32 protein-coding genes are annotated in these 21,211 nt (G+C 62.5%); 29 read left to right on the forward strand and 3 right to left on the reverse strand.

Annotation, left to right across the window (positions count from 1 at the left end; all coding sequences use genetic code 11):
* Positions 1–29: 29 nt before the first annotated feature.
* Positions 30–695, reverse strand: a complete 666-nt coding sequence (locus AZF01_RS24255; protein ID WP_024708354.1) for an XRE family transcriptional regulator — start codon at positions 693–695, stop codon at positions 30–32.
* Between the two features lie 11 nt (positions 696–706).
* Here AZF01_RS24255 and AZF01_RS24705 point away from each other — a divergent pair, with 11 nt between their 5' ends.
* The 29 genes from AZF01_RS24705 (at position 707) to AZF01_RS07695 (ending at position 20,585) form a co-directional block, all read left to right on the forward strand.
* Positions 707–901, forward strand: a complete 195-nt coding sequence (locus AZF01_RS24705; RefSeq protein ID WP_036237190.1) for a helix-turn-helix transcriptional regulator — start codon at positions 707–709, stop codon at positions 899–901.
* A 355-nt stretch (positions 902–1,256) separates the two neighbouring features.
* Positions 1,257–1,571 carry a hypothetical protein gene (locus AZF01_RS07565; protein WP_152534542.1) on the forward strand — a complete coding sequence of 105 codons (315 nt, stop codon included), beginning with the start codon at positions 1,257–1,259 and terminating at the stop codon, positions 1,569–1,571.
* Positions 1,572–1,724: 153 nt separating this feature from the next.
* Positions 1,725–2,141 (forward strand): hypothetical protein, encoded by a 417-nt coding sequence (locus tag AZF01_RS07570; protein WP_152534541.1) that lies wholly within the window; start codon positions 1,725–1,727, stop codon positions 2,139–2,141.
* Positions 2,138–2,419, forward strand: a complete 282-nt coding sequence (locus AZF01_RS24260; RefSeq protein ID WP_161633035.1) for a hypothetical protein — start codon at positions 2,138–2,140, stop codon at positions 2,417–2,419. Before AZF01_RS07570 ends, AZF01_RS24260 begins: the two co-directional genes overlap by 4 nt.
* A gap of 25 nt (positions 2,420–2,444) precedes the next feature.
* A complete protein-coding gene (locus tag AZF01_RS07575) occupies positions 2,445–3,278 on the forward strand; it encodes a DUF1376 domain-containing protein (RefSeq protein ID WP_024708350.1) in 834 nt (277 codons plus the stop codon).
* Positions 3,262–3,708 carry a hypothetical protein gene (locus AZF01_RS07580; RefSeq protein WP_024708349.1) on the forward strand — a complete coding sequence of 149 codons (447 nt, stop codon included), beginning with the start codon at positions 3,262–3,264 and terminating at the stop codon, positions 3,706–3,708. Before AZF01_RS07575 ends, AZF01_RS07580 begins: the two co-directional genes overlap by 17 nt.
* Positions 3,701–4,432, forward strand: a complete 732-nt coding sequence (locus AZF01_RS23895; RefSeq protein WP_024708348.1) for a hypothetical protein — start codon at positions 3,701–3,703, stop codon at positions 4,430–4,432. The genes AZF01_RS07580 and AZF01_RS23895 overlap by 8 nt, the downstream gene beginning before the upstream one ends.
* A complete protein-coding gene (locus tag AZF01_RS07590) occupies positions 4,429–5,064 on the forward strand; it encodes a transcription termination/antitermination protein NusG (RefSeq protein WP_024708347.1) in 636 nt (211 codons plus the stop codon). The genes AZF01_RS23895 and AZF01_RS07590 overlap by 4 nt, the downstream gene beginning before the upstream one ends.
* A 296-nt stretch (positions 5,065–5,360) precedes the next feature.
* Positions 5,361–6,101 carry a hypothetical protein gene (locus tag AZF01_RS07595; RefSeq protein WP_024708346.1) on the forward strand — a complete coding sequence of 247 codons (741 nt, stop codon included), beginning with the start codon at positions 5,361–5,363 and terminating at the stop codon, positions 6,099–6,101.
* Between the two features lie 147 nt (positions 6,102–6,248).
* On the forward strand, positions 6,249–6,911 hold the full coding sequence (locus AZF01_RS07600) for a hypothetical protein (protein ID WP_024709062.1): 663 nt from the start codon (positions 6,249–6,251) through the stop codon (positions 6,909–6,911).
* Positions 6,908–8,974: a phage terminase large subunit family protein gene (locus AZF01_RS07605; protein WP_024709061.1), complete on the forward strand. Its 2,067-nt coding sequence runs from the start codon at positions 6,908–6,910 to the stop codon at positions 8,972–8,974. The genes AZF01_RS07600 and AZF01_RS07605 overlap by 4 nt, the downstream gene beginning before the upstream one ends.
* A 16-nt stretch (positions 8,975–8,990) precedes the next feature.
* The gene (gene gpW, locus AZF01_RS07610; protein ID WP_152534578.1) at positions 8,991–9,224 is read left to right on the forward strand and encodes a gpW family head-tail joining protein; all 234 of its coding nucleotides are present in this window, start codon (positions 8,991–8,993) and stop codon (positions 9,222–9,224) included.
* The gene (locus tag AZF01_RS07615; protein WP_024709059.1) at positions 9,221–10,981 is read left to right on the forward strand and encodes a phage portal protein; all 1,761 of its coding nucleotides are present in this window, start codon (positions 9,221–9,223) and stop codon (positions 10,979–10,981) included. The genes gpW and AZF01_RS07615 overlap by 4 nt, the downstream gene beginning before the upstream one ends.
* On the forward strand, positions 10,978–11,862 hold the full coding sequence (locus AZF01_RS07620) for a S49 family peptidase (protein WP_024709058.1): 885 nt from the start codon (positions 10,978–10,980) through the stop codon (positions 11,860–11,862). The genes AZF01_RS07615 and AZF01_RS07620 overlap by 4 nt, the downstream gene beginning before the upstream one ends.
* A gap of 26 nt (positions 11,863–11,888) precedes the next feature.
* Positions 11,889–12,434, forward strand: a complete 546-nt coding sequence (locus AZF01_RS07625; RefSeq protein WP_024709057.1) for a hypothetical protein — start codon at positions 11,889–11,891, stop codon at positions 12,432–12,434.
* A 4-nt stretch (positions 12,435–12,438) separates the two neighbouring features.
* Positions 12,439–12,795: a head decoration protein gene (locus AZF01_RS07630; RefSeq protein WP_024709056.1), complete on the forward strand. Its 357-nt coding sequence runs from the start codon at positions 12,439–12,441 to the stop codon at positions 12,793–12,795.
* A 40-nt stretch (positions 12,796–12,835) separates the two neighbouring features.
* Positions 12,836–13,867, forward strand: a complete 1,032-nt coding sequence (locus AZF01_RS07635) for a major capsid protein (RefSeq protein WP_024709055.1) — start codon at positions 12,836–12,838, stop codon at positions 13,865–13,867.
* 58 nt (positions 13,868–13,925) lie between these two features.
* Positions 13,926–14,354 carry a hypothetical protein gene (locus tag AZF01_RS07640; RefSeq protein ID WP_024709054.1) on the forward strand — a complete coding sequence of 143 codons (429 nt, stop codon included), beginning with the start codon at positions 13,926–13,928 and terminating at the stop codon, positions 14,352–14,354.
* Positions 14,351–14,686 (forward strand): hypothetical protein, encoded by a 336-nt coding sequence (locus AZF01_RS07645; protein ID WP_024709053.1) that lies wholly within the window; start codon positions 14,351–14,353, stop codon positions 14,684–14,686. The genes AZF01_RS07640 and AZF01_RS07645 overlap by 4 nt, the downstream gene beginning before the upstream one ends.
* Positions 14,686–15,150, forward strand: a complete 465-nt coding sequence (locus tag AZF01_RS07650; protein WP_024709052.1) for a hypothetical protein — start codon at positions 14,686–14,688, stop codon at positions 15,148–15,150. The genes AZF01_RS07645 and AZF01_RS07650 overlap by 1 nt, the downstream gene beginning before the upstream one ends.
* 12 nt (positions 15,151–15,162) lie before the next feature.
* Positions 15,163–15,414: a hypothetical protein gene (locus AZF01_RS07655; RefSeq protein ID WP_152534577.1), complete on the forward strand. Its 252-nt coding sequence runs from the start codon at positions 15,163–15,165 to the stop codon at positions 15,412–15,414.
* A gap of 28 nt (positions 15,415–15,442) precedes the next feature.
* Positions 15,443–15,859: a phage tail tube protein gene (locus tag AZF01_RS07660; protein ID WP_024709050.1), complete on the forward strand. Its 417-nt coding sequence runs from the start codon at positions 15,443–15,445 to the stop codon at positions 15,857–15,859.
* The gene (locus AZF01_RS07665) at positions 15,856–16,266 is read left to right on the forward strand and encodes a hypothetical protein (RefSeq protein WP_197489637.1); all 411 of its coding nucleotides are present in this window, start codon (positions 15,856–15,858) and stop codon (positions 16,264–16,266) included. The genes AZF01_RS07660 and AZF01_RS07665 overlap by 4 nt, the downstream gene beginning before the upstream one ends.
* Before the next feature lie 101 nt (positions 16,267–16,367).
* Positions 16,368–16,493, forward strand: coding sequence for a hypothetical protein (locus AZF01_RS24710; protein ID WP_371260676.1), 126 nt, complete (start codon positions 16,368–16,370; stop codon positions 16,491–16,493).
* The gene (locus AZF01_RS07675) at positions 16,490–18,412 is read left to right on the forward strand and encodes a phage tail tape measure protein (RefSeq protein WP_024709047.1); all 1,923 of its coding nucleotides are present in this window, start codon (positions 16,490–16,492) and stop codon (positions 18,410–18,412) included. Before AZF01_RS24710 ends, AZF01_RS07675 begins: the two co-directional genes overlap by 4 nt.
* A complete protein-coding gene (locus AZF01_RS07680) occupies positions 18,412–18,759 on the forward strand; it encodes a phage tail protein (RefSeq protein ID WP_024709046.1) in 348 nt (115 codons plus the stop codon). The genes AZF01_RS07675 and AZF01_RS07680 overlap by 1 nt, the downstream gene beginning before the upstream one ends.
* On the forward strand, positions 18,756–19,124 hold the full coding sequence (locus AZF01_RS07685) for a hypothetical protein (RefSeq protein ID WP_024709045.1): 369 nt from the start codon (positions 18,756–18,758) through the stop codon (positions 19,122–19,124). Before AZF01_RS07680 ends, AZF01_RS07685 begins: the two co-directional genes overlap by 4 nt.
* Positions 19,121–19,876, forward strand: a complete 756-nt coding sequence (locus tag AZF01_RS07690) for a phage minor tail protein L (RefSeq protein WP_024709044.1) — start codon at positions 19,121–19,123, stop codon at positions 19,874–19,876. The genes AZF01_RS07685 and AZF01_RS07690 overlap by 4 nt, the downstream gene beginning before the upstream one ends.
* A 13-nt stretch (positions 19,877–19,889) precedes the next feature.
* Entirely contained in the window at positions 19,890–20,585 is a 696-nt protein-coding gene (locus tag AZF01_RS07695; protein WP_024709043.1) for an NlpC/P60 family protein, read from the forward strand.
* Here AZF01_RS07695 and AZF01_RS07700 read toward each other — a convergent pair.
* A complete protein-coding gene (locus AZF01_RS07700; protein WP_024709042.1) occupies positions 20,573–20,833 on the reverse strand; it encodes a type II toxin-antitoxin system HicB family antitoxin in 261 nt (86 codons plus the stop codon). The two genes, AZF01_RS07695 and AZF01_RS07700, sit on opposite strands and share 13 nt — an antisense overlap.
* Complete coding sequence (locus AZF01_RS07705) at positions 20,830–21,183, reverse strand: DUF2442 domain-containing protein (protein ID WP_081725826.1); 354 nt, start codon at positions 21,181–21,183, stop codon at positions 20,830–20,832. The genes AZF01_RS07700 and AZF01_RS07705 overlap by 4 nt, the downstream gene beginning before the upstream one ends.
* Positions 21,184–21,211: the final 28 nt, after the last annotated feature.

Below are 21,211 nucleotides of genomic sequence, written 5' to 3' on the forward strand. Positions count from 1 at the left end.
GAGGGCAAGAGCAGTGTTGGTGAGTGACGCTAGACCGGCTTTATCCAGTCAATAGGAGCTGCCCAACGGACGTGCTGATCTGGGATGTCTGAGAAGTTGGGATTGAGGCTCTGCAGGGTCCATGTATTGGCTTCGCTGCCCTGGCGGAGGATTTTTACGAAGATGCGTCCGTCGCCAAGCTCGGCTATACACCGCTTGTTGATCATGGTGTCTGGAGGCAGAAGTCGCGAGTAATAGAGCAGTGTCCCGTCCTCGTATGCGGGAAACATGGAATCCCCGCAAACCCTGACGGCTACGGTTTCCAGCGGCGCATTGCTCGGTACTTCCACATATTCGACATCGCCATTGTCAATTGCCTCCACCTCGGCACCCGCTCCAACTTTTCCTTTAAGCGGGACGCCTCGTCTGGGGCTGCTGCCTTCGCCAGTCAGCAGCCAAGCAGGGCTGATGCGAAAGGCCTTTGCGTACTTCTCTGCTGCGCGAGTGATGCCCCGCGTCCCGTTTTCATGCTGAATGTAGGTGTAGTAATTCCAGCCAAAAAACTTGGCTGCCGACTTTGCGTCGGAGAAGCCTCGGGCAATTCTGGCTTGCTCTAGCCGTTTCGATTCTTCTGGTCTGTCATCAAACACCATGATGTGCATATTGCACGGCGACGGTGTGCGTTTCGACTTGACTTTGAAGAGTGCGTTATGCACACCATCGTCCCATGATTTGCGAAATCGACATAAAGGAACTCCGTGCCCGCCGAGGCTGGTCTCGGAGCGAAATGGCTGAGTATTTCGGTGTCGACACGTCCACGGTGTGCCGTTGGGAGAACCTAGGCATACCTAAGCGCGGCGCAACCCGGAAGACTTTGCAACGAGAGTGGGCAGCATGCCTTGCCTCCGGGAGAGCGAAATGACGTTCTTGGGCGCGGAATCTTCCAGTCTCTGGTGTGCGATTTTCCCTCTCATTCGTTCGGCTATTGCGCTTCTCAGTGAACTCAGAGGCATGGGCGTGCTTGGCGGCGACAGTGCCTCGATAGCAGGTCCTAACCAGAAGCGCCGTGAATGCTTCCCCCAAAATCATTCTCACAATGAGGTGCTGTGATGGAGCGTTTGCTCACGCAGAAGGCTGTTGATGGTCTGCGCGAGGCTTCCCGCCGTTCGGTCGTGCAGGGCGGCGGGCCGGAGCGATTTCAACATTCTACGCGGGTGAAACAGAGTCTGATTTCCAAGTGCTGGAGCCATGACCCCAGCCGGAAAGGCCAGACTGTGATGGCAATCGACGTTGCAGTCGAAGCCGATATGGAGGCCGGCGCGCCGGTCATCGTCAGTGAAATGGCGCGTCTCCTGGGCTATCGGCTTGTGCGCGATGACGGGGCCGATAGCACCGGCGGCGGGCTGGACATTGCCGATATTGGAGCATTTCAGGACGCTTTCCACGCGCTGTCGCAATCCATGATCCAGGCCGTTGCCGACGGCAAGGTCGATCCGCGCGAAGCGGCCGAAATCCTCGAAAAATACGCGAACTTCATGCGGGTTGCCCACGCCGTGGAGAGCAAGGCGCATGGATGCGAGTGGGAGGGCTGAGATGACCAGCGAAACGCAAAGCCCGCCAGACACGAGCCCCTGCGATATCTCGTTCGTGTGGGGCTTTACTTTTGCAGCCGCTGCGGCGGCAACGACTACGATGACAGGCCGTTTGCCTGCGTCCACCCGAAAACGAAGGAAGGCACTGAAGCGATGGCGACACGAAAGACGAAAACGGCAACGACGGCGGCGAAGCGGGCGGAACCGCCGCCGGAAATGCAGCGTGAGGACCGGCGCATCGTCGCTGACAAGATTGCCGATGTCTATGACGACGCGGGCTATATCGCGCCGTGGACGGATGAACGCGTGGCGCAGGATCTTGGCGTGCCGCGCGCTTGGGTCGCGGAGGTGCGCGACTTCATGTTCGGGCCTGCCAACGAAAACCCGAAGCTTGCCGAATATCGGCGCCTGCACTCGGAATGGAAGGCTGACTACGAAAAGTTTCGCTCCGAGCTGGCGGCTCACAAGGCGGAGGGCAAGCGGCTGCACAATACCGCGCTCGATCTGCAGCGCCGTGCCGAGGAAATCGGCGTTCAGCAGAACCGGATCGTTCGGGAGTGCAGGCTGTGAGCGCGGTGAAGATTACCCGAATTCGCTGCCCGCATTGTGCAGGGCAGGGCTATCTGGCCGGTGACCGCCGCCGCTGCCCGGTGTGTTGCGGCAATGAGCGGATATCTGCCGATGATGCCCGTGCCTATGCCATGGCGCAACGGCGCATGTCGGACGCCAATGGCGCCGGCGAACTGTCATGGCCACAGAAGCGGAAATGCGCGGCGATTGCCGAGGGCATCTATGAGCTGTTGCAGGAACTGCCGCCCTGGCGGGCGCACCGGAGGGCGACGGGATGACCAAACGCATGATGGAGGCCTTGCCATGAGCGAGATGCCGTATGTCCGCTTTTACATGTCTGACTGGCTTTCTGCCACGCGCGGCATGAAGGCGGCTGAGATGGGCGTTTACTTCACGCTGCTGGCGCTGATGTATGAGCGGGGCGAACCGCTGACCGAGAACCACGAGCGGCTGGCGCGGCAGTGTGGCTGCACGAAAAAGGTGTTTTCCCAATACCTCGATGTGTTCCTCGATGACGGCAAAATCATCCGCTCCGGAGGCGGGCTCTGGAACCGCCGCGTGGAAAAAGAATTTCAATTTCGCGAAAAAAGTTCGGAGCAGGCAAAAGGGGCTGCGAAAAATCGCTGGGAAAAAGCGAATAAAAACAATGGCGGTTCGATGCGACCGCATAGCGACCGCAATGCGGATGCAATGCGTAAGCCAGAAGCCAGAGTTAAGAAAGAAAGTGTTCCTAAAGGAACACAAAAGAAATCGGCCAATTCGGTTCTCTGCGACGTGCTGTCGCCGGAGGTTGCCGATGCCGTTATCGAACATCGCAAAGCACTGCGCAAAAACCTGACCGTCCGGGCTGCCGAACTGCTCGCACGGCGGTTTGCGCTGATGCCGGATCCTGACGCTGCGGCGGAAACCATGATCGGTCGCGGCTGGCAGGGCTTTGAGCCGGCATGGATGCAGGAACGACAGCAGGGCGCGCCCCGGGCATCGCCGGCCAAGCCCACACGCGGCGACGAAATCAGGGATCACAATCAGCGCGCTCGGGACAGTTTGCGCAAACGGATGGGACAGGACGATGGCAGCGAAGATCGTAAAATTATCGACATCAGCCGGGGAGATTGGAAGGTTGCGCAAGGCTCTTGAGCCGGCAAACGAACGGCAGTCCGATATCATGCTCGATGCGCTGATGGACCGTGGCTTTGCGATTCCCGACAGCGTCAACGCAGACAAAGCCGGGCAGTTCTATGCCGAAGCGATGCGGGGCAAGCCAATCGGCGCGCTTCGCCGGGTGTTCGAGAACCTGCGGCTCGGCCGCTATCCGAAATTCCAGTCGTTTCTGCCCAAGCCTGCCGAGCTTTCAGCGCTTGTCGATGCGGCGGCGAAGCATGACCGCGATTTGCTGCGGATCGAGCACGAACAGGCGGAAGCGGCGAAAGAGCGGGAGGCGGAACGGGCGCGCCGGAAGCTGTCCCCGGAAGAACGCGAGCGCCGCCGTCGAAGGGCAAGAGCCGTGCGGGAGATGATCGGCACTGCGACCGAAGCGCGGAAGGTGGAGGAACACGAGGATGACTGAGGCTGAAAACCGCAAGGCCGTGCGCCGGGCCTTCCTGAAGTTCTACCGGCAATGGCCAACCTTCGGCGACGATAGCGACGAACGGGCATTTGCCGAATGGCAGACGCTCCAACCGGAAGAACGACAGGCTGCCGACGCCATGCTGCCGGGGTTTCTGGCATTCGAGGCGATGAACGGCCGCACGGTGAAGTTCGCGGCCAGCACCTATCTGCGCGAAAAGCGCTGGACGGCAGTGCCGGAGAGTCTGGAAGGCGCGGGCGGTTCGGTGATTGCCGCGACCTTCGGCAAGGCCTGGATGGCGGAACGCTTTGCCCGGCTTGGCGAACCATGCGCCCGGCTGCCGGCACTGACGCGGTTTCAGGAGCTGGAGATCGCCGAAGGCCGGGCAGACCGCAAGGCGCTTTGGCGCGAACGGATGGCCAAGATGGGCTGGACGTCCGTCAACGCCATGAACGATCAGGCCGTCCGCTTTCCCGGCAAGGGCATGCGGGTTTCCGGCGAAATCGCGCTGCTTGGCGCTGACTTCGAGGCGGTACGGGTCGGCAGCGATCAGTGGGCGGCATGGGAGGCTGAGCATGTGGCGCGCGGCTGGCCGTTTCTGCCGGAGATGGGGCGGGTGGAATGGGTTTACTTTCCGCCTCTTGGGGCCGGAACGCCGGGCGAAGCGCTGACTGCATTTTTCGACAAACTGGACAGGGCGAAACAGGTGGAGGCGGCGCAATGACGGAATATCGGAAGATCGGAACCTCGGTCGATCTGGCCTATGGCCTGAAATTCGAGGATCGGCTTCGGTTGATCCGCCTCTCCGGCCGAGCGGCGCTGGCCGAAGAGGCAGCGAAGGACGCGCCGTGGTATGTTTTGCAGGTGATGACCGGGCGGGAACAGGCCGTTTGCGATGCGCTGACGGAGTGTGGCGCCGAGGCGCTGTCTCCGACGCGAAAAGGGCCGAAGCGGCGACGCCGGCACAAGGTTCTGCCGCCGCAGGATATTCCACTGATGGCCGGCTATGTGCTGGTTCGGTTCTCCTTGTCGGAGACGGCGGTCAATGCGCTGCTGGGCTTCGAGCATGTGCGCGGGATGCTCGGCGGGTGGCTCAGCCCGTTTGCGCTGGAAAACGACCGGGTTGTCCGGATCATGCAGAAAGCCGGCGATGGCCGGTTCGACTGGGAGCGGGTCTCGAAGATCGTGGTCGTTGCCGGAGAGCGGGTGCGCATCGGCGAGGGTATGTTCGCGGGGCTTGAGGCCGAAGTGATCACCCCCAACAGCAAGGGCAAGGGCGACGTGGTGGTCGAGGTGGACATGTTCGGTCAGAAAACGCCCGTGAATTTACCTCTTGCAATTCTTGAAAAGTTATGAATTTTATAGATGCATTGGTTGATTCGGTTCTCAGTGACCTTCGCTCTCGCGCCCGAACCCCGCCCTCACGATAGCCGATCGGCAGATGCGATTGAGGGCCAGTGCGTAAGCTATGTCTTCTCCCCATTCGAATAGAGAATTTTGTACGCATAGTCGTATACTTTAGTTGCATATTTACTTATGTGCACGCGATGCGATATTATCGATGAAAAGCGGACGGGTGTGTTTCAGTCGGCAGGAGGCGGATCGCGAAAGCGGTCCGCCTTTTTGCGTTAGGGCAAAAGGGAATTTCGCCGATGCTCTCCGCCCATATCGACATCGACCTGACGCGCTTCGAGGCGAAGCTGACGTCTGCGCAGCGCCGTGACCTGCCGAAGGCGGAAGCGCTGGCGCTGAACTGGCTGGCCTATGACGGCATGCGGGATGTGCGGGCGAAGATGAAGGTCGTGTTCGACCGGCCGACAGCACGGGCCATTCGCGGGATCGTCTATGACAAGGCGAGCGAGCGCAATCCGGTGTCGGCTGTTGTGGTTGGCGGATCGGGGCGCAAGGGCGGGCTGCCGGCGGCGGCCTATCTTGGCCCGGAAATCCATGGCGGCATGCGGCGGCACAAGTCGTTCGAGGAACAGCTCATCGGTCGGGGGCTGATGGCCCGCAATCAGGTGGCCGTGCCGGCGGACCGGACACCGCTCGACCGCTACGGCAACATGACGCAAGGGTTCTTGAACCGCGTGATGCGGGATCTTCGGATCGACTATCGCGGGGCAGGGTCGACCCGGGTTGCAAGCGGTTCGAAACGGCGCAAGCGCCGGGCAAAGCCGAACCAGTTCTTCGTGCCGGAAGGGCGGTCGGACCTGTTCCCGGGCGTCTGGTTCTCGGGGCGGACGGAGCGGGAGTTCTATCCGGTCATCCTGTTCGTGCGGATGACGTCCTATTCGGAGCGGCTGAAGCTCAACGAGATTGTCGCCGATCTGGTGCGGCAGAAGAAGGACCGGACATTCCGCCGGGCTTTCAAGAAGGTCTTCCCGAAGACCTGACCTCAACGTCATTCCAAATCGCGACGGGTCCTTCCCGGGGCCCTTTGCCACGCGGGTATTTGGCACCGCGCGGGTTCGTCAGTCTGAGCCCGAAACAGAAGCCTAAAGTCCAAGCCTAAATTAAAATCAGAGGTGAGTTTAGCCACCATGGAAACCATGCCGGACAGCATGAGCAAGGCCGAGTTCGCGGCCCTGATCTCGGTATCCGCGGGCCGTGTCTCGCAATATCTGAGTGCCGGTCAAATCCATGGCAGGGCGATCGAGGGTGAGGGGCGGTTTGCCCGCATTCGCCCCGACGTCGCCATCGGCCAGCTCGGTCTCACCATCGATCCCTCCCAAGGATACGGCGCCAACGGAAAAGCCCCTACAGCAACATGCAAGAAACAGGCTGATTTCCCGCGTGCCGAGCGCCGGGCGAGCGCGGCGGCGGAGTTGCCGCTGCGCTCGCCTGCAACCGAGGAGGACGAGGAAGACCTTGCCGAACAGCTCGCCCGCGAGCGCCTGCAGCAACAGCGATACAAGACCGCCCAGATGGAGCGGCAGGAAAAGGCGGAAGCCGGGATTTATACCCGCACCGAGGATGTGCGCCGCGAGATCGGCCGGGCTTCGTCTGAAGCCTTCAAGGTGATGGAGCAGGGACTGCCGGATCTGGCAACGGCCGTTGCCGAAGCCTTCAACCTGCCCCAGCGCGATATCCAGAAGGCGCTGACCCGCAAGTGGCGCGAGATCCGGGTGAAGGCGGCGGAAGCCTTTCGCCGCGATCGCGACCAGACGCCTGAGATGATCGAGGAAGAGGCGGGTGCCGAATGACCATGCTGTTCAATCCGGAGCGGCTGAAGTTCGACGCGCTTGCAAGTGCCTGCGAACCGCCGCCGCCGGTCGACTATCTTGGCTGGGCGAAGAGCAATATCGTGTTCTCCGAGCGCATCTCGGCCTTTCCGGGACCGTATCGGGAAGACATGTTCCCGTTTTTCTCCGAGATCCTGCGGGCGCTGTCGCCGGATGATCCGTGCTCGATCGTGACGCTTTCGAAGTCCGCCCAGGTCGGCGGTACGGTGCTGGCAAACATCTTTCTGCTCGGCACGCTCGATCTCGACCCCTGCGATTTCCTCTATGTCCATCCGACAGAGGAAAACGCCTCGCGCTGGTCGAAGACCAAGCTGATGCCGCTCCTGCGCGAGACCGTGTCGGTCCGCGCGCTGTTCCCAGAAGCCGGTCGCGATGGCGGCAATTCGATCCTCTACAAGGAACGGGTCGACGGGCGGGGTGCTGTACAGGCGGCCGGCGCCAATTCGGCGGCCGGTCTTTCGATGATCTCGCCGCGCGCCCAGGTGCAGGATGACCTGGCCAAATGGGTCTATAACGAGGCGGGCGATCCCGAAAGTCAGGCCGACAGCCGGTCGAAGGCCTTCTTCAACCGCAAGGTCTTCAAGATCTCGACGCCGCTGATCGCGCCGGGATGCCGGATCACGGCCAATTATCTGGCCGGCACGCAGGAACGCTATCATGTGCCGTGCCCGCACTGCCATGAGCTGCAGCCGCTCGAATGGGAGAACATGCGCGATCACATCGATCCGCAGCATCCAGAACAGGCCCACTTCGTTTGCGTTCATTGCGGCTGCGAGATCCACGAGCATCATCGCCAGTGGATGGTCGACCCGGCAAATGGCGCCGACTGGGTGGCCAAATATCCGGAGCGGGCGCGTTATCATCGCTCGTTTCATATCTGGGTGCCGTATTCGCCGCTTGAAAGCTGGGAGGCGATTGCCCGGGCCTGGCTGAAGGTCCAGTCGGGCGGCGCCGACGACAAGGAAAAGGGCGCCGGCGCCGAGCAGGTGTTCTTCAACGATACGCTCGGGCTTGCCTATGAGGCCGACAACAAGGCGATTGCCTGGGAGGACCTGCGCGACCGGGCCGAGGAAACCGGCTTCCGGCGCGGCGTGGTTCCCGGTGACATGCTGGCGCTGACGATCGGCATCGACGTCCAGGGCGATCGTGTCGAATGGCTGCTTCGCGGCTGGGGCCGCAACAAAATGAGCGCGGTCATCGATTATGGCGTGATTGACAGCCGGGCGGGCAGCCACCTGCCGGGCTATCGCGAGCATTCGGGCCATATCTCGGAACATCAGGTCATGGAGGCGCTTGACCGGCTGATTGCCAAGCGCTGGCCGGACGAGAACGGGCGGATGCGCGATGTCGACCGGGTCGCGATCGACGGCAATGCCTATACCGAGGATGTCTGGTTCTGGGCCCGGCGCCATCCGCGCTCCAAGGTGATCATGGTGCGCGGTGACAATCGCGATGCTGCACCCTTGCTCAGCCAGGTCCGCGAATACGACAAGCGCGGCCGGCCGAAGAAACAGAAATGGTCGACGCGGTTCTTCAACTTCAACGCCTCGGTGATGAAGATGGGGCTCTATCGTGACTTCCGGAAGGATGACCCGGAACAGCCGGGCTTCATCAGCTTTGCCGTGGGCCTCGGCGATGCCTTTTATCAGCAGGCAACGTCCGAGGCGAGGATCAAGGAAAAGGACCGCAACGGCTATCCGCGCTGGGTTTGGAAACTGCCAGACGGGCAGCGCAACGAAGTGCTCGACATGCTCAATCAGTCGCGCGCTGCCGCGATCCGGCTCAACGTGCCTTACTGGACGGATGAGGAATGGGATGCACGGGCGGAAGATCTTGCCCGGCAGGAGCCGGAAGAACAGGGCGATCTCGAGGACCTGATCGGCAACCTCGCTGTTGCCGTCAAAGCGGTCGGCGATGCGGGCAAGACGCCAAACGAAAAGCCGGCCACTTCACCGGTTTCCGACCGCGTTGCTGCCGCCATGCGCCGGGCCGAGCGGGCCGCACAACGCACCCGGTCGGGTTAAAACAGGACGGGACATCATGCTTTCGACAGACGAACGGCTGACGCTGGAAACCCGGCTCGGCGAGGCGAAGCTTGCGCTTCATAGGCTGGAGATCGGCCAGAGCGCGGTGACATTGTCCTATGACGGCGAGAGCGTGACTTACGGCGGCGCCGATCGGTCCTCGTTGCGCGCCTATATCCGCGATCTCGAAACGAAGCTGGGCGTTCGCCGGTCATCGCGGCCGCGCGGGCGGGGAGTGATCTTCGGATGACAGTGGAAATTCTCGGACCGGATAGCCGGCCGCTTGCCGCCGATGTGCGCAATGCCGCCCGCTTGCAGGCTGCCCGCAACCGGCAAATGGCCGCGACCGTGTCGGGCGAGGCCGTGACGCGGGCAGCCTATCAGGGCGCATCCTATGATCACCCGAGCTTTGCCGGCTGGAAAGCCGGCAATTATTCGGGTCAGTCGGCGCTTTCTGTTTCGCGTTCGACGCTGGTCGATCGCCTCAATGATGTCGCCCGCAATGACGGATGGGGTGCGGCCGGCACGTCGCGGCTTGTCGACAACATCATCGGCGCGGGCTGGAAGCTCGCGGCCCGGCCGAACCACACGACGCTAGGCCTCACCTTCGACCAGGCCGAGGCAATCGCAACGCAGATCGAGGGGCTCTGGCGGGATTACACCCAGGACGTCGACATGTGGTGCGACGCCGAGCGGACGAAGAACATGGCCGGCATCCTCGGCCTTGCCGCGCGCAATCGCTTCGGACCGGAGGGGGAGGCTTTCGGTGTCATCGTCTGGCAGGAGGATGCGCCGTTGTTTTCCACGGCGGTGCATATGATCGATCCGGCCCGGTGTTCGAACCCGAAGGGCATGCTCGACAGCGAGTATCTGCGGGACGGCGTTGCCATTGACGGTTATGGCGCGCCGGTCGGCTATCACTTCCGCCGAAGTCATCCCGGCGATGTCTATGCCGGCAACACCAAGCTCTGGTCCTGGGAATATGTGTTCCGGTCGACCGAATGGGGCCGTCCGGTGGTGGTTCATGCCTTCGATCCGAAACGGCCGGGCATGACGCGGGGGGCTTCCGACTGGGCGCCGATCATGCGCTCCATCAAGCAATCGACGGATTACGAGGATTTTGAAAGTCAGGCGGCGATGCTGAATGCGATCATGGCCGCCTTCATCGAAACCCCGTTTGATCCCGAGGAGATGATGGCAGCGCTCGATGCCGATGGCGGCGAAGGGGCGCTGGGCAGGATTTATGGCGAGATGTCGGAAGCCCAGAAGGCCTATTATGGCGCTGCCCCTATCAGCCTGCCGGGTGTCCGGGTCAATACGCTGCTTCCCGGCGAAAAGGCCAATCTGACCAAACCGGAACATCCGAATGCGAACTTCGAGGTGTTCGTCAATGCGGCGTTGAGAAAGATCGCCTCGGCCGTGGGGCTCACCTACGAGCAGCTCACCATGGACTGGAGCCAGGTGAACTATTCCTCGGCCCGGGCCGCACTTCTGGAAATCTGGCGCGGGTTCACCGCCAAGAAAAGCAGTTTTGCCGCCCAGTTCATGGCGCCGATCTATCGGGCCTGGCTGGAGGAAGTCTTTGACAAGGGGCTTATCGAACTGCCGGCAGGTGCTGTTACCTTTGAGGACAACCCGGCCGCCTGGTGTCACGCCGACTGGATCGGCCCGGGCCGTGGCTGGATCGATCCGCTCAGGGAAGCGCAGGCCGCCGGAGAACGTCTTGATCGGAAACTGACGACGCTGCAGCAGGAATCGGCCGAACAGGGTCGCGACTGGAAGATGGATGCCGACCAGCTGGCCCGCGAGGCCCGTTATTATCGCAGCCTCGGCCTGAAGCATCCGGCGGAAATGGAAAGCGGCATGACCGGCCACAGTGGCGGTCCGTCATTGGATGATGCCGACCAGGACACGGAAATCGAGGAGGGCGTCAATGGCCGGAGCGATACCCGTTCCGCACGGCGTCATCCGCTCGGCATTCCACAGATCGCAAGGCAGCCAAGATGAACTATCCAGAAATCGCCAGCCGCATGTTCAACACGCCGCTGATGCTGCAACCGGCCAAGGCCGACACGATCGCCCGGGCCTTTGCCCCGCGCGTCCTCGGCCTGCCGGACGGGGATGCGGGGCAGATGGGCCTGATCGGCGAGAAGATCAGGACAGATGTCAATGACTGGGGCGAGAAGTCCTATCGCGGTGTCGATCGCCCGATGGATGGCATCGGCCTGATCGAGATCGAGGGCTCGCTGGTCAACAAGGGACGCTGGATCGGCAAATTCTGCGGCATGACCTCCTATGAGGGGATCGGCATTCTGGCCGATGACTGCCGGGCGGATGACAGTATCCGGGCCGTCGTCATCGAGGTCGACAGTTTCGGCGGCGAGGTGACGGGCGCCTTCGATTGCGCGGAAAAGATCTTCGAACTCTCGCAGGTCAAGCCGACGATTGCGGTGCTGACGGATCACGCCTGTTCGGCCGGCTATCTTCTGGCCTCGGCGGCCCGTCAGATCGTCCTGCCATCGACCGGGCTTTGCGGCTCGATCGGCGTCGTCTCGGTTCATGTCGATGTCAGCGGCTGGCTGAAGAAGGAAGGGCTGAACGTCACCATCCTGAAGGCCGGCGCCCGCAAGGCCGATCTCAACCCCTATGAGGCCATCCCCGAGGATGTGCTGGCGCGCGAGCTTTCCGAGCTGGAAGAGCTGCGCGTCGAATTTGCCGAGACGGTTGCCCGGTATCGTGCCGGGCGGCTTTCGAAAGACCAGGCGCTTGCCACGGAGGCGGGCGTCTATCGCGGCGCAAAGGCGGTATCGGCAGGACTTGCCGATGCCGTGGCGCGTCCCTCGCAGGTGCTTGCTGCCTTCGGGGCTGAACTGGGCCGTGCGGCCTGAACCCTCAACGACCAAGGATAATCGATATGTCGAATGTCACGCGCGGCCTGTCCGCAAGCGTGCTCGCCGCCATGCGCGGCGGCAGGGCCGGAAACCGGATGGAGGACGATCCGGAAAAGGAAAACCTGGAAGAAGAGCTCGAGAACGAGAAGAAGGATCCCGAAGCCGAGACCGAGGATCCCGAAGAGGAGGCTGCAGGCGAGGGCGCGCCCGGCGACGATCCCGAGCGCGATGATGAAAAGCCGGTCTCGGCGAATGCCTCGGCCCGCACCGATGAACGCTCCCGCATCCAGGCGATCCTGACGCATCCGAAGGCCTCGGCCAATGCCGAGCTTGCCGGGCATCTGGCGTTCTCGACCGCCTATTCGGCGAAAGAGGCGAGCGCGATCCTGAATGCCTCGACGCCATCGGCGGCCACGGGCGGCAATCGCCTTGCCGGTCGTATGGCCGGCAAGACCCCGAAGCTCGGGGCCGGCGGCGCACCTTCTGCGCAGTCTGAACGCAAATCGCTGCTGGCAGCTGTCGGCGGTGCCATCAATGCGCGGCATGGCCGCCGCAATACCGGAGAGTGAGACCATGGAAACGGCAAGCTTTGCCCCCAATGACCTGATCGTCGGCGACGTTCCGGTCGTCACCCGCACCGTCACCATCGCCAGCGGCCAGGATCTGAAGCGCGGCGCGGTGCTGGGCGAGATCACCGCGAACAGCAAGCACGTGCTGTCGCTCGCCGCCGCCGATGACGGCTCGGAAGAACCCGCATGCGTTCTCGCCTTCGATGTCGATGCCTCAGGTGGCGATGTCGAGGCGCAGGCCTATTTTGGCGCGGCCGTCGATGCCGCAAAGCTAAACCTCGGCGCCGGGCATGATGCGACAAGCGTCGAGCAGTCCTTCCGCCGCAAGGGTGCCGCACTCTTCGTGCGCAGGCTCGACTAAGCCAATCCGTCATCCCTGAAACAAACAGGAAATCAATCAGATGAGTGAACTTCTTCTCAATACGGCGGAACTGGTGACGGTTCTGCCGCCGCGCGACCGGCCGGAAGCCTTTCTGCGCAATCGCTACTTCTCCACCACGGTTCTCTCCGAACAGGAGGAAATCGTCTTCGACCGGATCCTGCCCGATCGCGAGCTTGCGCCCTTCGTTCATCCGGACGTCCCGGGCAAGGATGCGGCCAATCGCGGCTTTACAGCGACCAGCCTGAAGCCGGCCTATGTGAAGCCGCAGAACACGCTGCGCCCATCCGGCAATCTGATCCGCATGCCCGGCGAACAGCTTGCCGGCGCGGTCTCGCCCGAGCAGCGCTATGCCTACAACATTGCGCAGATCCTCGATGACCAGGACATGCGCATTACCCGGCGCGAGGAGCTGATGTGTTCGGAAGTCCTGCGCACGGGAAGGGTGATTGTCGAGGGTGAGAACTATCCGACCCAGACGGTCAACTACCAGCGCGCCGCAGAACTCACCATTGCGCTTTCCGGCGCTGCCCGCTGGGGCGAGAGCGGCGTCGATCCGTATGACGATATCGAGGACTGGATCGACCTTCTGGCCATCACCGATGGCTTTACCGCGCGCGAGGTGACGCTCGGTCCGGGGGCGGCAACGCTCTTGAAGCGGTCCGAGCGTTTCCAGAAGATGCTCGACAATCGCCGGCAGGCCTCCGGCTCCATGGAGTTCGGCCCGGTCTCGACCGGCGCCGAGGGCAAATACTCGGCCGTGCTCGGCCAGATCGGCGAGATCACCTTCCTGCAGTATTCGCAGGGCTATACCGCCGGGGGCGTCAAGCGCAATTTCTGGCCGAGCTACGGTGTGGGCATTCTCGATCCGCAGGGCTTCATGGGCCACTTCGGCTATGGCGCCATTCTGGACGATCAGGCGCTGGTGCCGATGGAGCGCTTCCCCGACATGTGGCGGGAGAAGAACCCCTCGCGCACCATTCTGCAGACGCAGGCAGCCCCGCTGCCGATCGCGCCGGAACCGAATGCCAGCCTCTTTGCGCTCGTGCGCTGATCAGGATCGGGCGGCTTCGCGCCGCCCGCCTCAACCAGACAATCACGGAGCAAAAACAATGGCAACAACGAGAAAGTTCAACACGACAGTCAAGATCGGCGGCAAGACCTATGCGCCGGGCGAGGATGTGCCGGTCTCGAAAAACGGCCTGAGCGAAGCCGATGCCGACAATCTTGAGAGTGTGTTCGGCAAATGGCGCAAAGAGGGCGATACGGCAGTCGACAAACGCATCACCGCGCTGACGGAAGAGCGGGACGCACTTGCCAATCGCGTCGCGACGCTGACCAAGGAACGCGATGCGCTGGCGTCGAAAACCGATGGCGGCGAGGACGTCGCCGATCTGACCGAAGAGCTGGAGGCCATCACCGAAGAGCGTGACCAGCTTGCCGAGGACAATGCCACGCTAGCCGACGAGCTGAAGAAGCTTCAGGCGTCGACCACTGACGACACGTCGGACGAGGGCTACTCGGCGAAGGACAAGACATGAGGATCGAGCGGCCGGCGATCTTTGCCGGCATGGGCGAGGCCTTCGCCGGCACGTTCGGCAATGTCGATTGCCGCTTCACCATTGCCGGCGTTGTTCTTGCGGATCCGGTGCGCGGCATCCTGCGGCAAAAGCGGGAGCTCGAGCTTGCTGACGAATTCGGCCGGCAGGATGTCGAGGCCATCACCCATGTGCTTTCGGTGCCTGCGGCCGGGCTTGAAGAGCTCGAAGGCGAGCGCGACAGCGTCACGATCGACGGCACGGCCTATGGGATCCGCAATGTCACCGATGACGGCCGCGCCATCCTGAAAGTCTGGTTGCGAGGCGATATCTGATGACGCATCTTCGAACGCATATCTTCGATGCAATCCTTGCCCGGTTGTCTGCCATTCCGGAGTTTGCGGGCGAGGGCAAGGTGAAACGAGCGCGCACCAGCGCCATCCGCGAAAGCCTGCTGCCGGCTCTGACTGTGACCTGGGCCGAGCATCAGGAGACCGCCGAAATCCGGCCCTGCGCCGGGCCCAACGGCGAGGTTGGCTATGACCGGCGCCTGCCGATCGACGTGATCGCGCACTTCCATGCCGAGGAGCCGGATATCGAATTTGACCGGATCGCCGTGCTTGTCGAGGCTGCGCTTGGACAGGCGATCAAGCTCGACGGGCTGGTGATCGAACTGACTCTGTCGGAAAGCCGGAGCTTTATCGATCGCGCGACCGGGATCGCGCTTGGGGTCGGGGCGCTGACCTTTGTGGCGGAGTACAAGACCGTGGCCGCCGATCCCGAAACAGCTGCGCATTAATTGGAGACCATCATGAATCCTACCTCAAAAGAGGGCGGTCTTGACCAGCCCTTCTGGTTCGGCGCGCCTGTCGTGCCGGATGACCATGCCGATCTGCCGCAGGCCTCGACGCTCTATCTGGGCGCCGAGGGCGATCTTTGCGGCGTGACCCTGGGTGGCACGGAAGTGACACTTAAGAACCATCCCATCGGCTATGTTCTGGGCGTTTACGTCCGAGTCAAAGAAACCGGCACCACGGCCGGAAACATCGTTGCGCTCTGGTGAGCGCTTTTCTTTCCGAAAGGAATTTGCCATGGCACTTGGCCGCGAACTGATCATCAAGCGCAAGAACGACGCGACGGAGGAATTTGATATCGTTTGCGTTGTCGAGCAGCGCTCGCTGAACATCAACAATGAGGAAGTGGATACGACGAAGCCGGACTGCGATAATCCGGGCGGCGTGCTGCGCTATTCCTCGATCGGCGGCGTCCAGTCGGTGCGCTGGTCGGGATCGGGAGCCTATGTGAGCTCGGTGACGCAGGCGCTGGTTCTGGACGATGTGCTGAACCAGAGGAAGGCGGAATATCAGGTCACAGTGCCTTCTGTGGGAACGTTTGAGGGGCTGATGACCATGCTGTCGGCGAACTTCCAGGGGGATAAAACCGGCGAGCTCACCTGCGACCTGGCTGGTGTCTTCCAGCAGGACGTCGCTTTTGCGGCAGCAGCATGATGAGCGCCTTTGCCAATGAACTGCGCGGCGAGGCGGCGGTGACGATCGGCAGCGAGAGCTTTGTTGTTGCCGTCACCTTTGCCGGCCTGATGCGCCTGTCGCAGGCCATCGGCGCGCGCACGATGGACGAGATTTATCAGCGCCTGCTCGGGTTTGAGCCCTTCGCGGTCTCCTGTGCGATCCGCTGCCTTGCTGTTGCCGATAGCGACGAGGGCAGGGCCGCGCTTGCCGCCCGGGTGCTCTCGGGCAAGAACATCTCAGCTGCCGACCAGACGAACTGGCGCATCGGCATCGAACAGGCGCTGACGGCCCATATCGAGGCCGGCAATGCGCTGCGCGAAACCGCCTCGCCTCTGGAAGACGTGGAGGCGGCCGTCACCGGAAAAAAGCCTCAGACGGCGTCCTGATTGCCGATCACGTCAGGACGTTGTTCGAGCTTGCCGTGTCCTCCGAGCGGATCCACTGGACGCCGGCGACTTTCTGGGCGGCGACCCCTTCAGAACTTGCCATGGCGATTGCCGGCGTAACAGGCCGATCCTCGCAGGCATCGCCCGTCAGCCGCACGCGGATCCGCGAGATCGTCGCGGACCACGGCCCCCAAAAATCCATTCGTCAGAGAGCTAAGCGAAGATGAGCAGACCGGATATTCCCGTCACGATCGGCGCCGATGATCGCGAGTTTCGAACCGCGATGACGCGGGTCCGGATGCAGGCGCGCACCGCTGCCAACGATACGGCAAGCTCGTTCCTGTCGATCCGGAAGAAGATCGGCGGTCTGGACGGCATCTTCGGGGCGTTGCGCGGCGGTCCGGCAGGCCTTGCCGCCTCGCTAGGCCTCGGCGTGATTGTCAGCGAAACGCAGAAGGCCGTGGACGCCGTGGCGGATCTCGGCAAGGCGGCAAAGACCGCCGGGGTCGACTTCGAGGCGTTCCAGGAATTGCGCTATGCGGCCGTCAAGAATCGTATTGAATTGCACGCCTTGACCGACGGCCTGAAGGAAATGCAGCTTCGCGCCGATGAATTCGTCAAGACCGGCGGCGGGTCTGCGGCCGAGTCCTTTCAACGTCTCGGCCTTTCCGCCCGACAGCTCACCCGCATGCTGGAAGACCCGGCGGTGATGTTCGAAACGCTGATCGGCAAGATCCGCGAACTCGACAGGGCGGCGCAGATCCGGGTGCTGGACGAGATCTTCGGCGGCACGGCTGCGGAGGACTTTGCCGGGCTGATGGACGCTGCCGGCCAGAGCATCTCGGATGCCCGGGAAGAGGCCCGGGACATGGGCGCGGTGATGGATGACGAGCTTCTGCAACAGGCGGAAGACATCAACGCCGAATGGGAAACCATGGCGCTGATCATCGGCACCAATGTCAAAGGGGCGCTGGTCGATATCGGCGGGTTGATCAGCGGCCTGATCGGCAAGATGCAGGACCTGAGCTCTGCCATCCAGAATGCGCGGGTGGGCCTGCGTGCTGCCGAGGCCGGCGCCAAAATGGGCGCCATGGCCGACGGGTCGATATTGCTCCCTCCCGTGAATGTAACGACGTCCTATGATCCAGCCGCCGATTATGCGGACTATAATGCCGGCCGCGAAATCCTCGAGCAGAAGCTTGCCGCCAACCGGGAGGTATCGGCCGAACTGGAACGGCAGAACGGCCTGACCTCGGACCAGCTCGCGCTGGAAAAGGAAATGGCCGCCGTCCGCAAGATCTATGAGGAGGCGGGCGGCGCGCCGACAAAGGAAATGGTGCGTGCCCAGGCTGAAGCCCGGCTTGCGGCCAAGACCTCGCGCCGCAGCAGCGGGAAATCCGGGGGCGGCGGTGGCTCGGCTGCCACTGCGGTCGATCGGGAACGCGAAGCCGTCGAAAAGCTTATTCAGGCGCTGCAGGACGAACTGCGGATGACCGAGATGACGGCGGACCAGAAGAAGGTCTTCGAAAACCTCCGCCGCGCCGGCACGGCCGCGACCGACACGGAAAAAGCCTCGATCCGGGAACTGACATTTGCGATCGAGGCGCAGAGGCACAAGCAGGAAGCCGCCGCCGATACGGCCGAATTCTTCCGCGATACGGCCCGCGACAGCTTTCTGGCGCTGATCCCGGCCATCGAAACCGGCAATGCCGCGCTCGACAGCATGATCAACAAGCTGATCGAGGCGGCGGCGCAGGCGGCGCTCTTCGGCGACGGGCCGCTTGGCGGTTTGTTGGGTGGCGGGCTGCTGAGTGGCTTCCTGCCGGCCCATGCGACGGGCACAAACTTCACCCAGGGCGGCATGGCGCTGGTCGGCGAGCGCGGGCCGGAGATTTTGAAACTGCCGCGCGGCGGCGAGATCATCCCCAATCACCGGCTTGGGGCGGTCAGTTCTTCGACCTCTTCGGGGTCGGTGATCAGCTCGGTCAGCATTGGCGATATCAATGTCTCGGTTCCGGAAGGCACGGATCCGAAGGATGCCGTGGCGATGGGCAAGGAATTCCGCAAACAGATCGACGCCGTCGTCGACAGGCGTCTTCAGGAAAACGCCCGGGTGCGGGGCATGCTTGCAGGAGGGCCGTTCTGATGGCCGAAAAGTTCGAGCCGCCGGCATGCCCGGCTATCACCAGCACCAAATCGGTGGAGCTGCGCACGCTGGAGAGCCGCTTCGGTGACGGATATTCTCAGCGCAGCGGCGATGGGCTTAACACAACGGGTGTGACCTTCAATGCGATGTGGCCCGGCCTGACGCTGGACGAAGCCGACCGGATCGAAAGCTTCTTCCTGTCGCTTCGCGGCTTCCATGCGTTTGAATGGAGGTTGCCGCGAGACAAGGAGGCAAGGCTTTATCGCTGCAAGTCCTGGACAAGAACCGGGGCAGGCGGCGCCCATGACACGATCAACGCGACCATCGAAAGGGTCTTCGACCTATGACGGAGCTGAAAGTCTATGACGCCACGGGCGTTCAGCGCCCGATTGCCGCCGAGACCAATCCGGATGGGTCGATCAGTCCCCGCCATGGCTTCTCAGCCGAGGCGGCGGCGCTGGTGGAGGCCGTTCGCGAAGCGGTGGAGATCGTCACCCCGGCGCGCCGGCATAAGGCCGTGACGCCATCCGATGACGCGGTGCTGGAAGATGTGCTGTCGGTCTTTGTCGGCTTCGGCGGCGCGGTTGCGATCGAGGCGGGCGGCGGCGTGGCCGTCTATCACTGCCAGAGCGGCACGCTTCTGCCGGTCGCCGCCCACAAGGTGCTGGCGACCGGCACGACGGCTTCCGAGATCGTGGCGCTGGTCAAATGACGGGATCGCATTATGGCACGATGCTGGTTGTCGAGCAGGCGGGAAACGGCCTGTCGCAGACAGCGCAGGGGCTGGTGAGCGATGATATCATCCACCTCTATGAACTTGATGCCTCGGTGATCGGCGGCGGCATTTATCGCTTCACGTCATCAGCTTTTGAGGAAGCGCCAGTGTCTTTCGGCGGCAATGTCTATGCGCCGACGCCGATCGAGACCGATGGCTGGGAAATGTCGTCGCAGGGCACCATGCCGCGCCCGACGCTGAAGGTCGCCAATGTCTCGGGCGTGTTGTCGGCCGTGGTCAATGAATTTGGCGATTTGGTCGGCGCGACCTTTCGAAGGATCCGCACCTTCCGGCGGTTCCTGGATGGCATGGAGGATGCGGATCCGGACGCGCATTTCCCCGTCGATGTCTATCGGATCGAGCAGAAGACCAACCAGAACCGCGTCTATATCGAGTGGACGCTGGCCGCCGCGATCGATCAGCAGGGTCGAAAGCTCCCCGGCCGGCAGGTGATCCAGAGCGCCTGCACGCATACCTATCGGCGCTTCGACCCGGAAACCGGTTCGTTCGACTATTCCAGGGCCACATGCCCCTATGCGGGCTCGGCCTGTTTTGACGCGAAGGGCAATGCGGTTTCGGCGTCGGAGGATCGCTGCAGCAAGCTTTTGCAATCGGGCTGCGTCAAGCGCTTCGGCCATGGCGATCTGCCGACCCGGGCCTTTCCCGGCGTTGGCCGGGCCAACACCTGAAGGATAAGCAATCATGTTTGGTGATGATGTCGCCCGGGATGCCCGGGCGCATGCGCTTGCGGCATGGCCGGAAGAGGCCTGCGGCGTGGTATCCGGCGGTTGCTATATCCACGTCGAAAACATCGCGGCCGATCGCGAAAACGGCTTCGAAATGCCGGCCGATACCTGGCTGAGGTTCCAGCCGGAAGCGGTCATCCATAGCCACAATGCCAAAGCGCATCCTCACTGGCCGTCAAAAGCCGATATGGACAGTCAGATCGCGGCGAACATTCCCTTCGGGATTGTGAGCTGCGACGGCGAGGTGACGACGCCCATTCTCTGGTGGGGCGATCATTGTCTGGATGTAACGCTGACCGGGCGAACCTTCGTGCCGGGCGTGTTCGATTGCTACGGGCTGGTGCGCAGCTGGTACTGGCAGGAACGCGGCATCCGCCTTCCGGACTTCGCCCGCTCGAAGAGCTGGTGGGATGAAGGCGAGAACCTGCTTGCCGACCACTTCCAAGAGGCGGGCTTCCGGGCGGTCGATGCCAGCGAAGCCCGCCCGGGCGATGTGTTCTTCATGCGGCTCGTGTCGAAGGTGCCGTGTCATTCCGGTGTTCTGCTCGCGGATGGCCTTTGCCTGCATCACCTCGACGGGCGGCTGTCACGGCGTGAGCCGGTCGGGCCCTGGTTGAAGCGCGTAACGCATTGGGTGCGCTATTCCGGATGAAACGGGACGGTGACCAGAAAGGCGCCTTCGGCCAGATCGCACATCACGTCGACATCCGCGCGAACGGCATCAATCGGGCGCGCCTCGGGCGGGTCCTCGCCTTCCAGGTGGAGTGCCAATGCCTCGTTTGCATTGGCCAGAATGTCATCCAGATCGTCGGCTGCGGAGAAGCAACCCGGAACATCCGGGAAGTGCAGGCCGAAAGCACTTTCGCCTTCCTGGTGAACAACGGCAATGTAATGGGTCAAGGTTCGCTCCTGTCTTGCCGCTCCATGGTGCTGTGGAAATCGTCATTGGTAAATTCTGACGGCGGAAGTGCTTCCAGCCACATGGCGGAAAAGTCGAGCGCGTCATTCCATTCGATGGCGTTGCGATATTCGTTGATCCGGAAGGACCGGAACAGCGCATCGTCCTCGCGCAGTGGCTTGTAGAGACGCCGGCTTTCCAGGGCAGGGGCGAGATCGACCGTCTTTTCGCGGCCGTCGTCAAACCGAACGAACAGTTTGCGGCCCTCGCGCGGCTCGACGGCTGCAAGGCGCGGGACCCTGCGGCCGACCGAAACCACGTCGTCATCAGGTGGTGAGGCGGTTCCAACCATATTTAATTCGTTCCTTCGGCTCGGGTTT

Source organism: Martelella sp. AD-3 (genome assembly GCF_001578105.1).
Taxonomy (GTDB): domain Bacteria; phylum Pseudomonadota; class Alphaproteobacteria; order Rhizobiales; family Rhizobiaceae; genus Martelella.